This window comes from Phenylobacterium sp. (assembly GCF_004799395.1).
Classification (GTDB): Bacteria; Pseudomonadota; Alphaproteobacteria; order Caulobacterales; family Caulobacteraceae; genus Phenylobacterium.
Map to the genome: position 1 here is coordinate 1 of NZ_SSMZ01000129.1, position 12,673 is coordinate 12,673.

General features: G+C 66.9%; 7 protein-coding genes and 2 pseudogenes. 4 read left to right on the forward strand and 5 right to left on the reverse strand.

Annotated features, from left to right (window positions below):
- Together E8A12_RS08750 and E8A12_RS08755 are read right to left on the reverse strand one after the other, a co-directional pair.
- Positions 1 to 358, reverse strand: a pseudogene (locus E8A12_RS08750) (acetyl-CoA C-acyltransferase); the annotation flags it as partial.
- A gap of 212 nt (positions 359 to 570) precedes the next feature.
- On the reverse strand, positions 571 to 2,646 hold the full coding sequence (locus E8A12_RS08755) for a 3-hydroxyacyl-CoA dehydrogenase NAD-binding domain-containing protein (protein WP_293367712.1): 2,076 nt from the start codon (positions 2,644 to 2,646) through the stop codon (positions 571 to 573).
- A gap of 258 nt (positions 2,647 to 2,904) precedes the next feature.
- Between E8A12_RS08755 and E8A12_RS08760 the strand changes: the two genes are divergently transcribed.
- Positions 2,905 to 3,684 carry an SDR family oxidoreductase gene (locus E8A12_RS08760; protein WP_293367714.1) on the forward strand — a complete coding sequence of 260 codons (780 nt, stop codon included), beginning with the start codon at positions 2,905 to 2,907 and terminating at the stop codon, positions 3,682 to 3,684.
- A 31-nt stretch (positions 3,685 to 3,715) separates the two neighbouring features.
- Here the strand turns inward: E8A12_RS08760 and E8A12_RS08765 are convergent, their stop codons facing one another.
- Entirely contained in the window at positions 3,716 to 5,869 is a 2,154-nt protein-coding gene (locus tag E8A12_RS08765; RefSeq protein WP_293367716.1) for a malate synthase G, read from the reverse strand.
- 132 nt (positions 5,870 to 6,001) lie between these two features.
- Positions 6,002 to 7,594 carry an isocitrate lyase gene (locus E8A12_RS08770; protein ID WP_293367718.1) on the reverse strand — a complete coding sequence of 531 codons (1,593 nt, stop codon included), beginning with the start codon at positions 7,592 to 7,594 and terminating at the stop codon, positions 6,002 to 6,004.
- A 164-nt stretch (positions 7,595 to 7,758) separates the two neighbouring features.
- Between E8A12_RS08770 and E8A12_RS08775 the strand changes: the two genes are divergently transcribed.
- Together E8A12_RS08775 and E8A12_RS08780 are read left to right on the forward strand one after the other, a co-directional pair.
- Positions 7,759 to 9,168, forward strand: a complete 1,410-nt coding sequence (locus E8A12_RS08775; protein WP_293367720.1) for a helix-turn-helix transcriptional regulator — start codon at positions 7,759 to 7,761, stop codon at positions 9,166 to 9,168.
- Positions 9,169 to 9,317: 149 nt separating this feature from the next.
- Positions 9,318 to 10,544 carry a TetR/AcrR family transcriptional regulator gene (locus E8A12_RS08780; protein ID WP_293367722.1) on the forward strand — a complete coding sequence of 409 codons (1,227 nt, stop codon included), beginning with the start codon at positions 9,318 to 9,320 and terminating at the stop codon, positions 10,542 to 10,544.
- Here the strand turns inward: E8A12_RS08780 and E8A12_RS08785 are convergent.
- The gene (locus E8A12_RS08785) at positions 10,541 to 12,001 is read right to left on the reverse strand and encodes an MFS transporter (protein ID WP_293367724.1); all 1,461 of its coding nucleotides are present in this window, start codon (positions 11,999 to 12,001) and stop codon (positions 10,541 to 10,543) included. The genes E8A12_RS08780 and E8A12_RS08785 overlap by 4 nt on opposite strands.
- Positions 12,002 to 12,503: 502 nt before the next feature.
- Here E8A12_RS08785 and E8A12_RS08790 point away from each other — a divergent pair.
- Positions 12,504 to 12,673, forward strand: a pseudogene (locus E8A12_RS08790) (nucleotidyltransferase); the annotation flags it as partial.

Here is a 12,673-nt window from a genome sequence, read left to right on the forward strand (position 1 = left end):
TCGACTCGATGCCGGCGCCGATGGCGATCGGAGCTCCGTCGTTGATGATGTATTTGGCCGCCGTCGCCACGCCCATCAGGCCAGACGAACACTGGCGGTCGATGGTCATGCCGGAGACGGTGTTCGGCAGGCCGGCGCGCAGCGCTGCCTGGCGGGCGATGTTGTTGCCCGTGGTGCCCTGTTGCAGCGCGCAGCCCATGGCCACGTCGTCGACCTCGCCCGGATCGATCCCGGCCTGCTCCACCGCCGCGGCGATGGCGTGGGCGCCGAGCGTCGCGCCATAGGTGTTATTGAACGCGCCGCGGTAGGCCTTGCCGATGGGAGTGCGGCGGGCGGCGACGATGACGGCTTCACGCATGATCCAAATCCTTCGTTCGCGTCTACCTCCCCCGCGAAGCGGCGGGAGGAGGACCATCGGCCGAAGAGCCGATGGCGGAGGGGGCGAGCCTCGAGCGATGAGGCCCCCCGGGTGATGGTTGGGACGCCGGCGGATGGGGCTTGCCCCGTCCGCCACCCGCTCTGCGGGCGGTCCCCCTCCCGCCATCGCTGCCGCGATGGGGGACGTAATGGCTACGCCTTGATGTCGGAGAACTTCTTGCCGTCGGCGACCAGCTTTTCGAGCAGGACGGAGGGTTTGAACGCGTCGCCCATCTTGGCCTGGAACTCCTGCATCTTGGCCAGCACCTTGTCGGGGCCGACCTGGTCCGCGTAGTGCATCGGGCCGCCGCGGTAGACCGGCCAGCCGTAGCCGTTGACCCAGACGACGTCGACGTCGGAGGGGCGGATCGCCTTGCCCTCCTCGAGGATCTTCGCGCCCTCGTTGATCATCGGATAGACGCAGCGTTCGAGGATCTCCTCGTCGGAGATCTTGCGCGGGTTCACGCCCGATTTGACGATGAAGTCCGTGATGATCTTCTCGGTGACGGGGCTCGGTTTGGCGTTGCGATTCTCGTCGTAGTCGTAGTAGCCGGCGCCGGCCTTCTGGCCGCGGCGGTCCATCTCGCAGAGCACGTCGCGGATGGTCTCGCCCTTGGAGTTCTCCTTCACCCAGCCGATGTCCAGGCCGGCCAGGTCGCTCATGGCGAACGGGCCCATGGGGAAGCCGAAATCGTAGAGCACCCGGTCAATGTCCCAGGGCATTGCCCCTTCCATGACCAGCTTCTGCGCCTCGCGCTGGCGCTGGGAGAGCATGCGGTTGCCGATGAAGCCGGGGCACACGCCGGCCAGGACGGCGATCTTGCCGATCTGCTTGGCCAGCTTCATCGAGGTAGCGATGACATCCTTGGCGGTCTTCTCGCCGCGGATCACTTCCAGCAGCTTCATGACGTTGGCCGGCGAGAAGAAGTGCAGTCCGATCACGTCCTGCGGCCGGCCGGTCACCGAGGCGATCTCGTCGATGTCGAGGTAGCTGGTGTTGGAGGCCAGGATGGCGCCGGGCTTGGCGACCTTGTCGAGGCGGGCGAAGATGTCCTTCTTGATGTCCATCCGCTCGAAGACGGCTTCGACGATCAGGTCGCAATCGGCGAGCTTGTCGAAATCGAGCGAGCCGGACAGCAGGGCCATCCGCGCCTCGGTCTCTTCGGGCTTTGCGCTGCGCGAGCGCTCGTAGTTCTTGCGGATGACGCCCAGGCCGCGCTCCAGGGCCGCCTCCTGCACCTCCACGATGGTCACCGGAATGCCGGCGTTCAGGAAATTCATGGCGATGCCGCCACCCATGGTGCCGGCGCCCAGGATGCCGACCTTCTTGATCGGACGGATCGGCGTGTCGTCCGGCACGTCAGGGATCTTGTTGGCCTGCCGCTCGGCGAAGAAATAGTAGCGCTGGGCCGCCGACTGGGCGCCCATCATCAGCTCGCCGAACAGCTGGCGCTCGGCCTTCAGACCCTCGTCGAAAGTGGCGGAATTCACCGCGGCCTCGACGGCCTTGATGTTGTTTTCCGGGGCCATGAAGCCGCGGAACTTGCGCGCATTGGCCTTGCGGAAATCGGCGAAGATCTCGGGATGGCCCTTGGCCGCTTCGAGCTTGGCATTGTTGTCGCGCACCTTCACCAGCGGCTTGCCCTCGGCGACCGCTTTGCGGGCGAAGGCGAGCGCGCCTTCCTTGAGCTTGCCCTCCTCGACCAGCTCGTCGACTAGCCCCATGGCGAGCGCCTGCTTGGCGGGGACGTGGCGGCCGGAGGTGACCATGTCGAGGGCGGCTTCGACGCCCACGATGCGCGGCAGGCGCTGTGTGCCGCCGGCGCCGGGCAGGAGGCCGAGGGCGACTTCCGGCAGGCCTACGCGCGCCGACGGAACCGCCACGCGGTAGTGGGCGCAGAGCGCGACCTCCAGGCCGCCGCCCAGCGCCGTGCCGTGGATGGCGGCGATCACCGGCTTGGGCGAGCCTTCCATCATGTCCTGCACGTCGAACAGACTGGGGCCGGCCATGGCGCCGCCGAACTCGGAGATATCGGCGCCGGCGATGAAGGTGCGGCCTTCGCAGATCAGCACGATGGCCTTGGCGTCCGAGGCGCCTGCGGCCTTGAAGCCTTCGAACAGGCCCTCGCGGACCTTGGCCGAGAGCGCGTTCACTGGCGGCGAATTCAGCGTGATCACCGCGATGTCGCCGTCGCGGGTGAGCGTGGTCACCGAATTGATCTCGGTCATGGGTCTGGAATCCCTATGGCTTGCGGACCGCTCGTGAAATGGGGTGGCGGCCCCGAAATTCAAACGCTTGTTACAGGCCGCGCTGGACCCTTCCAAGTCAAATGTGCGAGGGGATTTGCTCGACCCTGATGGGTTCAGGTCGCGAAGACCTGAACGCTGAATCAGGGTCGAGATTTTTGCTTCACGGGCACGATCGGATCGATCTTGCCCTTGGGGGCCAAAGGCGGCGCTCGCCGCACCAAACAAGGGGAAGCGCCCATGATGCTCGACATGTTCTCTCTGAAGGGCCGGACGGCCATCGTCACCGGCGGCTCGCGCGGCATCGGCAAGATGATCGCCCGCGGTTTCCTCGAAGCCGGCGCGGCGCGCGTCTACATCACCTCGCGCAAGCCCTCGCAGTGCGACGAGACAGCCGCCGAGCTGGGCCCGAACTGCATCTCGCTCCCGCAGGACCTGTCGACCCTGGAGGGCATCAAGTCCTTCGTCGACCGCTACCTGGAGCACGAGGACAAGCTCGACATCCTGGTCAACAACGCCGGCGCCGCCTGGGGCGCGGCCTTCGACGAGTTCCCGGAAAGCGGCTGGGACAAGGTGCTGAACCTGAACCTGAAGTCGCCGTTCTTCCTGACCCAGGCGCTGCACGGCGCGCTGAAGAAGGCCGGAACGCACGAACGGCCGGCCAAGGTGATCAATATCGCCTCGATCGACGGCATCCGGCTGAACCCGCAGGAAACCTACAGCTATCACGCCTCCAAGGCCGGGCTGATCTACCTGACCCGCCGAATGGCTGCGACACTGATCGCCGACCACATCGCCGTCACCGCCATCGCCCCCGGCGCCTTCGCCTCGGAGATGAACCGGGTCGCCCGCGACCAGGGCGAGGAAGTCGCCAAGCGCATCCCTTCGCGCCGCATCGGCAAGGACGAGGACATGGCTTGCGCGGCGATCTATCTGGCCAGCGCCGCCGGGGATTATGTGGTCGGCGACACCATCGCGGTGGACGGCGGCGTGGCGCTGGCGATGGCGGGCGGGCTTTAGAGCGTCCTTCTCCCGCAAGGGAGAGAGCTATCTAGGCGCCGGCCAGCTGCGCCTTCCGCTCTCGCCGACGGCGGGTGAGGATGTGTTCGGTGTAGCCGTTCGGTTGGACGCGGCCCTCGAAGATCAGGTCGCTGGCCGCCTGGAACGCGACGCTGGCCGTGGGGTCTGAGCTCATCGGAGTGTAATGTGGGTCGCCGGCGTTCTGGGCGTCCACCACCTTGGCCATGCGCATCAGGGTCTCGCGCACCTGGGCCTCGGTGCAGATCCCGTGATGCAGCCAGTTGGCGATGTGCTGGCTGGAAATCCGCAGCGTTGCGCGGTCTTCCATCAGCCCCACGTCGTGGATGTCGGGAACCTTCGAGCAGCCGATGCCCTGGTCGATCCAGCGGACCACATAGCCCAGGATCCCCTGGCAGTTGTTGTCCAGCTCCTGCTGGACGTCGGCGGCGTTCCAGTTGGACCTGGCTAGCGGCGGGGTCAGCAGGTCGTCCAAGCCGGTCGTCGTCGCCTGGACGATCATTCTGGCCTGTAAGGTCGGGACATCCACCTCGTGGTAGTGCAGGGCGTGCAGCACCGCGGCTGTCGGCGACGGCACCCAGGCGGTGTTCGCGCCGGACTTCGGGTGGCCGATCTTGGCCGCCAGCATGGCCTTCATCTGGTCGGGCGCCGCCCACATGCCCTTGCCGATCTGGGCGCGGCCGGGGAAACCCGCGGCCAGGCCGATCTCGACGTTGCGCTTCTCGTAGGCCGGCAACCAGGGTTCGCTCTTGATCGCCTCCTTGCGCACCACCGGGCCGGCTTCCATGGCGGTGTGGATCTCATCACCTGTGCGATCGAGGAAGCCGGTGTTGATGAACACCACCCGCTCGCGGGCCACGTGGATGCAGGCCTTGAGGTTGGCGCTGGTCCGCCGCTCCTCGTCCATGATGCCGATCTTGACCGTGTTGCGCGGCAGGCCGAGGCCGTCCTCCACCATGTCGAACAGCCGCACGGCGAGCGCGACCTCGTCCGGCCCATGCATCTTGGGCTTCACCACATAGACCGAGCCGGCGCGGCTGTTCAGCCGCGCGCCCTTGAGGTCATGCAGGGCAGCGGCCACGGTCACCAGGGCGTCGACGGCGGTCTCGTAGGCCGGCTGGCCCTCGAAACGGACCATGTCGGTAAGCATGTGATGGCCGACGTTGCGCACCAGCATCAGGCTGCGGCCGTTCAGCGTCAGCTCGCCGCCGGCGGCGGCCTGGTAGGTGCGGTCTGCGTCCAGGCGGCGGGTCTCGGTCTGGCCGCCCTTGGCGAAGGTGGCGGCCAGGTCGCCGCGCATCAGGCCCAGCCAGTTGCGGTAGACGCCCGTCTTGTCCTCGGCGTCGACGGCGGCGACCGAGTCCTCGCAATCCTGGATCGTCGTCAGCGCGGCCTCCGCCAGGACGTCGGCGACGCCGGCCGGATCGTCCTTGCCGATGGCGTGCTGGCGGTCGATCAGGATTTCCAGGTGCAGGCTGTTGTGGCGCAGTAGCACGCCCGCAGGCGCCTCCGCCGGCCCGCGCCATCCGATGAATTGCTCCGGCATCGCGAGGCCCGTCTGGGTACCGTCGCTGAGGCTCGTCACCAACCGACCGTCGGCCGTCGCGTAGGCGTTGGCCTCGGCGTGCGAACCATGCGCCAGCGGGACGACGCGATCGAGGAAGGCCCGGGCATAGGCCACCACCTCGGCGCCGCGCACAGGGTCGTAGCCCTTGGCTCCGGTCGGCGGCTCGAGCGCGTCGGTGCCGTAGAGGGCGTCGTAGAGACTGCCCCAGCGCGCGTTCGCGGCGTTCAGCGCGAAGCGGCCGTTGGAGACCGGCACCACGAGCTGCGGCCCGGCTAGCCTGGCGATCTCGGGATCGACGTTCTCGGTGACGATCCGGAAGGCCGCGGGATCCGGCAACAGATAGCCGATCTGACGCAGGAAAGCGGTCTCTTCGGCCACGTCCAGGGGCTTGCCCTGACGCGCCCGCCACCAGGCGTCGATCTCAGCCTGCAGTTCGTCGCGCCGCGCCAGGAGGGCGGCGTTGGCCGGGGTGAAGTCCGCAAGGATCGTCTCGAGCGCCGACCAGAAGGCGGCCGACGCAACGCCGGTCCCCGGCAAGAGCTCGCCCTCCACGAAGGCGTGCAGGATGTCGTCGACCGAGAGGTTGGCGGAGATTTCCATGGCGGGACCGGAAGCGTCGGGAGGGGCGAAACGAAGGCGCGCAACATGCCGTGGACGGAGGAAAAAGAAAGGCCCCCGCCCTGAGGCGGGAGCCAAGGTCTCTTTCGCGGCCCGCTTCCGGCGGTCGGGGCCTTAAGCGAACTGGTTCATCGTGTTGTGGACGCCGCCGGCCTTCAGGGCCGCTTCGCCAGCGAAATATTCCTTGTGGTCGTCGCCGATGTCGGAGCCCGACATGTTTTGGTGGCGGACGCAGGCGATGCCTTGGCGGATCTCCTGACGCTGCACCTTCTCGACGTAGCCCAGCATGCCCTGGCTGCCGAAATACTCCTTGGCCAGGTTGTCGGTGCTGAGCGCGGCGGTGTGATAGGTCGGCAGCGTGATCAGGTGATGGAAGATGCCGGCCCGTTTGGCCGCGTCTGCCTGGAAGGTGCGGATCTTCTCGTCGGCTTCGATGGCCAGCGCCGTGGCGTCATAGTCGACGCTCATCAGCTTCTCGCGATCGTAGGCGGAAACGTCCTTCCCGGCCTTGGCCCAGGCGTCATAGACCTGCTGGCGGAAATTCAGGGTCCAGTTGAACGACGGCGAGTTGTTGTAGGCCAGCTTGGCGTTGGGGATCACCGCGCGGATGCGGTCCATCATTCCGGCGATCTGGTCGATGTGGGGCTTCTCGGTCTCGATCCACAGCAGGTCCGCGCCGTTCTGCAGCGAGGTGATCGAGTCCAGCACGCAGCGGTCCTCGCCGGTGCCGGCGCGGAACTGGAACAGGTTCGACGGCAGGCGCTTGGGGCGCAGCAGCTTGCCATTGCGGTTCAGGACCACGTCGCCGTTCTTCATGTCGGCCGGCGAGATCTCCTCGCAGTCGAGGAACGAGTTGTACTGGTCGCCGAGGTCGCCCGGCTCGTGGCTGACGGCGATCTGCTTGGTCAGGCCGGCGCCGAGCGAGTCGGTGCGGGTGACGATGACGCCGTTGTCGACGCCCAACTCGAGGAAGGCGTAGCGGCAGGCGCGGACCTTGGCCAGGAAGTCGTCGTGCGGGACAGTGACCTTGCCGTCCTGGTGGCCGCATTGCTTCTCGTCGGAGACCTGGTTCTCGATCTGCAGGGCGCAGGCGCCGGCCTCGATCATCTTCTTGGCCAGCAGATAGGTCGCCTCGGCGTTGCCGAAGCCCGCGTCGATGTCGGCGATGATCGGCACAACGTGGGTCTGGAAGTTGTCGATGGCGTCCTGGATCTTTTCTTCCTTCTTGGCGTCGCCGGCGTCACGGGCGGCGTCGAGCTCGCGGAACAGGCTGCCCAGCTCGCGGGCGTCGGCCTGCTTCAGGAAGGTGTAGATCTCCTCGATCAGCGCTGGCACCGAGGTCTTCTCGTGCATCGACTGGTCGGGCAGCGGCCCGAAGTCGGAGCGGAGCGCGGCGACCATCCAGCCGGAGAGGTAGATGTACTTCCCCTTGGTCGAGCCGAAGTGCTTCTTGATCGAGATCATCTTCTGCTGGGCGATGAAGCCGTGCCAGCAACCCAGCGACTGGGTGTAGTTGGCGGGGTCCGCGTCATAGGCGGCCATGTCGGCGCGCATAATGCCGGCGGTATATTTGGCGATCTCCAGGCCGGTCTTGAAGCGGTTCTGCAGGCGCATCCGCGCCACGCCCTCGGGATCGATGCCGTCCCACGCGCCGTTCTTGCCCTTGATGAGCTGGCCCATCTCGATGATGTGGTCTTGGTAAGCCATCTGCCGCCTCTTTCGCGAATGGAGCGGGGACAACTCTGCGCCCCCGGATTTGCCATCGCCCTAACGCGCCGAACGGCTCTTTGTGGAGGGGCCGCAAGGTTGAGCTGTAAAACTTTACAGATTTGTGGTGTAAAGATGTAACGTTCTAAGCGGACAGACTTAATATGGCGACGGAACGCGGCCTCTATGTCGGGCCCCGCCTGCGGCGGATGCGGCGCGACCTCGGTCTCACCCAGGCGGACATGGCCGCCGCCCTGGAGGTCTCGGCCTCCTACATCGCGCTGCTCGAGCGCAACAACCGGCCGCTGACCGCGGGTCTCCTGCTGAAGCTCGCCCAGACCTACGACATCGACATGTCGGCGCTGGGCAGCGGAGCGGCGGAGGACACGGCGCGGCTGCAGGCCGTGCTGAAGGACCCGATCTTCGCCGGGCTCGAATGGGCGCCCAACGACCTCACCGACATGGCCACCAACTATCCGGGGATCAGCGAGGCGCTGCTGCGGCTCTACACCACCTACCAGGAGGGTCAGTTGGCCTTCGCCGACCGCGAGGTGGGCGCGCGGGGCGACGAGGCCGATGACGCCTCCGATCCCGTCGCCGACTCCCGGCGCTTCCTGGCGGCCCGACGCAACAGCTTCCCGACTCTGGACGACGCCGCCGAGCGGCTGGCCCAGGCAGTAGGCGCGCGCGAGAACTTCACCGGCTACCTGCGCGAACGGCACGACCTCAGGGTTCGCCGCGTGCCGCCCAGCTTCATGGTCGGCTCGACACGGCGGCTCGACCGGCACCGTCAGGAGATCCTGCTGGACGACAGCCTGGACGCGGCCAGCCAGGCGTTCCAGCTCGCTCTGCAGCTCTGCTACCTGGAACTGGGCGACGAGATCGGCGCGGTCCTGGCCGGTGGCAGCTTCGCCAGCGTGAGCGGCGAGCGGCTGACGCGACGCGCGCTGGCCAGCTACGCGGCCGCGGCGGTGCTGATGCCCTATTCGGCCTTCGCCCGGGCGGTGGAGGCCCGCCGCTACGACGTCGAGGCCCTGGCCCGCCAGTTCGGCTGCAGCTTCGAGCAGACGGCGCACCGGCTGACCACCCTGCAGAAGCCCGGCCAGGAGCGGGTGCCGTTCTTCTTCATCCGCATCGACCCGGCCGGCAACGTCTCCAAGCGGCTGGACGGCGCGGGCTTCCCGTTCGCGCGTCACGGCGGCGGCTGTCCCCTTTGGAACGTGCACAACGCCTTCCGCACCCCGCGCGAGATCGTCACCCAGTGGCTGGAGCTGCCGGACGGCCAGCGGTTCTTCTCCATCGCCCGCACGGTGACCGCCGGCGGCGGGGCGTTCGGAGCGCCGCGCGTGGAGCGCGCCATCGCGCTCGGCTGCGCCGCCGAGCATGCCGGCAAGCTGATCTACACCGCCGGCGAGACTGGTCCCGGACCCGAAGCGGCGACGCCGATCGGGGTCGCCTGCCGGCTTTGTCAGCGTACGGAATGCACGGCCCGGTCGGAACCGCCGATCGGCCGCCAGATCCTTCCCGACGACATCCGTCGCACCAGCCTGCCGTTCGGCTTTTCCGACAGCTGAGCCCAGACGTCAGGTTCAGCGAACGCGTTACGGGATTGCATTTCCGAAGCTGCGCTAAGTGGCTGGCGCAACGCCGATTTCCATGCACAAATCGTCGAAAATATCGGGAATGCAATACGTTCCCGGATAAGAGTGCTGGGAAGCGAAACATGGCTCAGGCGGCGGTCCAGTCCACGGACCGGTTCGAGCGTAAGCGCGAGGCGATTCTCGACGCCTCGACGGCGCTCCTGAATACGCACGGTGTGAAGGGCTTGACCCTTGGCATCGCCGCGGCGGCGGTGGACCTGTCCACCACCAGCGTCACCTACTACTTCAAGCGCAAGGACGACCTGGCCGCAGCCGTCATGCTGCGCGGCGTCCACAGCCTGACGGAGATCATCAACGCGGCTCTGCTGCAGCCGACGCCATGCGAGCGCCTGCGCAGCCTGTTGCAGCTCTATTTGCAACGCATGCGCCGCGCGGCGCTGGGCGAGGCGCCGCAACTGCCGCTGTTCTCCGATCTGCGGGCGCTGTCCATGCCGCAGCGCGGCGAGGTCTCGGCCGCCTATCTGAAGATGTTCCGTAGACTGCGGCAGATCTTCGATGCGCCGGAGTTGGCCTGGCTGTCGCGGGGCCGACGCACGGCGCGCACCCACATGCTGCTGAACCAGCTGTTCTGGGCGACGGCGTGGCTGCCGAAATACGACCCGGAAGACTACGGCCGCGTCTGCGACCGCATGTACGACGTCCTTGCCGCGGGCTTGGCCGCCGACAATTCGGTCTGGACGCCGCAGTCGGTTCCGATCGCCGAGGTCGCGCCACGCGGCCGACAGGAGATGGCGCGCGAAACCTTCCTGAAAGCGGCGACGAAGCTGATCAACGCCCGCGGCTATCGCGGCGCGTCGGTGGACAAGATCTCCGCCGAGCTGAATGTCACCAAGGGCAGCTTCTATCATCACAACGACGCCAAGGACGACCTCGTGGTGGCCTGCTTCGAGCGCACCTTCGACGTCATGACCCGCGTCCAGCGCCTGGCGCAGACTCTGGAAGGCGATCAGTGGACGCGCCTGTCCAGCGCCGCCGCCGCGCTGGCGGAATACCAACTCTCCGAGCAAGGACCATTGCTGCGCACGTCCGCGCTCTCCGCCCTGCCTGAGCCGATCCGGCGCGAGATGGTGCAGCAGTCCGACAAGGTCTCCGACCGCTTCGCCTCGATGATCTCCGATGGCATCGCCGAGGGATCGATCCGCCCGGTCGATCCGTTCGTGGCCGCCCAGATGCTCAACTCGACCATCAACGCCTGCGGCGAGCTTGGGGCGTGGGTGCCGGACGTCGGCCAGAAGGCCGCACCGGCGGTCTTCGCCCGGCCGTTCCTGATGGGCGTTTTCTCGCGCTAGAGCTGCTGCTCGGTGGCGGCCAGGGCCGCGGCCTCGCGCAGGTGGGCGACATTGCGTTCATGAGTGGCGCGGTCGATCCGGTAGAACTGCAGCGCCACCACCGAGCCGCCGTTCAGCAGGATCACGCAGGGGATGTAGTAGAGCGCCAGCCGCCGCACGATCTCCGGGTCGACCGTCCCCGGCATCGCGTGGGTTGGGAAATGGACCAGCGAGATCAGGCCGCCGGCGACGAAGGCGCCCAGGCCGCCGGTGAATTTCGGGATCAGGCCATTGGCGGCGAAGAGCACGCCCTCCGACCGGATGCCCGTCTTCACCTGCTGGTCCTCCGCGACATCGGCGACCATGGAGGTCACGATCACCAGGCCGATCAGGCCGCAGGTCAGGGTCAACACCACATCCCCGAACAGGATCGCCAGCAGCCAGGGCGAACCGTTGGCCGGCATGAAGCCCAGCAGCCGCCCGGCGATGGGGATGAGACCGCAGAACACCGAGAAATAGAGCAGGCCGATCATCGCCTGCTTCTTGCCGAACCTCTTGGCGATGGCCGGCGCCAGAAAGACACCGATCACCGAGGCCAGCAAACCGCCGAACTGCAGCGGCCCGATCATCTGCGGCTTGAGGCCCCACAAGTGCAGATAGAAATAGTTCTGCAGCGCCGAAGTGATGCCCAGCCCGGCGCCGCCGAGCACCCCCGAGGTCATGAGGACGATCAGCGCCGGGTTGGAGAATACCGAGGCGATCTCGCGAAAGGTCTGTTTGAGGCTTTGCGGCCGCGCCGGAGCGCGATGGAGGTAGCGAATGCGATTGTGGGTCGCCGCGCTCGACACAAGGATGCAGACGAACAGCAGCACCGCCACCATGGTCCCGAACTCCGCGTATCGCTCGCGATTGAGGATGCCCAGCGGATTGCTCGCGTCCTGGCGCAGATAGACCGTGTACAGAACAACGCTGATCGCGCCGATCGCGCCGATTCCGAAGAACCAGCGGTAGGCCAGCAGGCCGGTGCGCTGGTCGTAATCGGGCGCCAATTCCGGCGCGAGCGACGTGGAGGGGATTTCATAGGCGGCGATCGAAATCCTGACGGCGATCAGCATGACGACGGAGAAGACCAGCAGCGCCGTTCCCTCAAGGCCATGCGGGGCGTGCCAGAGGAAATAGAACGACACCGCCGCCGGAAGCGCCGCGGCGTACATGAAGGGATGCCGCCGGCCCCATCTTGAGCGCAGATTGTCCGACCAGTGGCCGATCAGCGGGTCGATGAAGAGGTCCGCGACCAGGGAGACCATGATGGCGAACCCCACCCAGACCGCCGGCAAGCCGATCACCTGATTGAAGTAAAGCTGCAGGACCGAGGCGGCCAGCACCGCGACGGAAACGCCGTAGGCGACGGAGCCCAGGCCGTAGGTGAGCTTGGCGACGATGCCGAGCGGCGGCGGATTTGGGACAGCATCGCTCATGGCCGCGCCATCCGCACCGCTCGATCGGCTGCCGCCATCGGTGTCCTCCTGCCGCCCCCGCGTATGGCGAGCTTCGGGCGATCAAGCGCCCGCGCCTGCTCTCGTGCGGCATCGACCGTGCGGTAGGCTCTGGGGGCCGTCAACGTCTATGATCTTACATCACCGACAGGTTCGAGGGCCTGGCATGGATTGCGGGAAATCCTTCCGCAAAGCGGCGTAGGGGACCGCGCCACCAGCCGCGCCGCCACAAACGTCCGGTGTGCGGAATTCGCACGGGCGGTGTGAAAAGTTGAGCTCGTGAGGAGGTGCTCTCGATCCTCGTCCCTGGGCGCCCGCCATTGCGCGAGACGCTCGACGACGTTCAGCCGACGCCGAAAGCTTCGTCGCCGACCCGAAGCGCACGTCACTTGGCTGAAGACCGCCATGACCATCAAGCTAAAGCCTCCGCAGGACCTGTGGCGCCGCCTTGCAACCACGCCGCGAACAGGGGAGTCTGCCGCCCGTGAAGACAAGTCTCGATCACCTGCCGGACGCTAAGCGCCGCGAACTCGCGCGCATCGTCGAGATCCTGTTCGTGGAGTTCGACGACGCGCTGAAGGGCCGCAATGCCCCACACCGCAAGGCTGGGCGCATCCTGAAGATCATCCTCTTCGGATCCTACGCGCGCGGCGA

Excerpts from the sequence above, each read along its gene's own strand:
- E8A12_RS08780 (WP_293367722.1), top strand. The coding sequence starts at position 9,318 with ATGGCTCAGGCGGCGGTCCAGTCCACGGACCGGTTCGAGCGTAAGCGC.
- E8A12_RS08760 (WP_293367714.1), top strand. The coding sequence starts at position 2,905 with ATGATGCTCGACATGTTCTCTCTGAAGGGCCGGACGGCCATCGTCACC.
- E8A12_RS08770 (WP_293367718.1), bottom strand. The coding sequence starts at position 7,594 with ATGGCTTACCAAGACCACATCATCGAGATGGGCCAGCTCATCAAGGGC.
- E8A12_RS08755 (WP_293367712.1), bottom strand. The coding sequence starts at position 2,646 with ATGACCGAGATCAATTCGGTGACCACGCTCACCCGCGACGGCGACATC.
- E8A12_RS08775 (WP_293367720.1), top strand. The coding sequence starts at position 7,759 with ATGGCGACGGAACGCGGCCTCTATGTCGGGCCCCGCCTGCGGCGGATG.
- E8A12_RS08785 (WP_293367724.1), bottom strand. The coding sequence starts at position 12,001 with ATGAGCGATGCTGTCCCAAATCCGCCGCCGCTCGGCATCGTCGCCAAG.
- E8A12_RS08765 (WP_293367716.1), bottom strand. The coding sequence starts at position 5,869 with ATGGAAATCTCCGCCAACCTCTCGGTCGACGACATCCTGCACGCCTTC.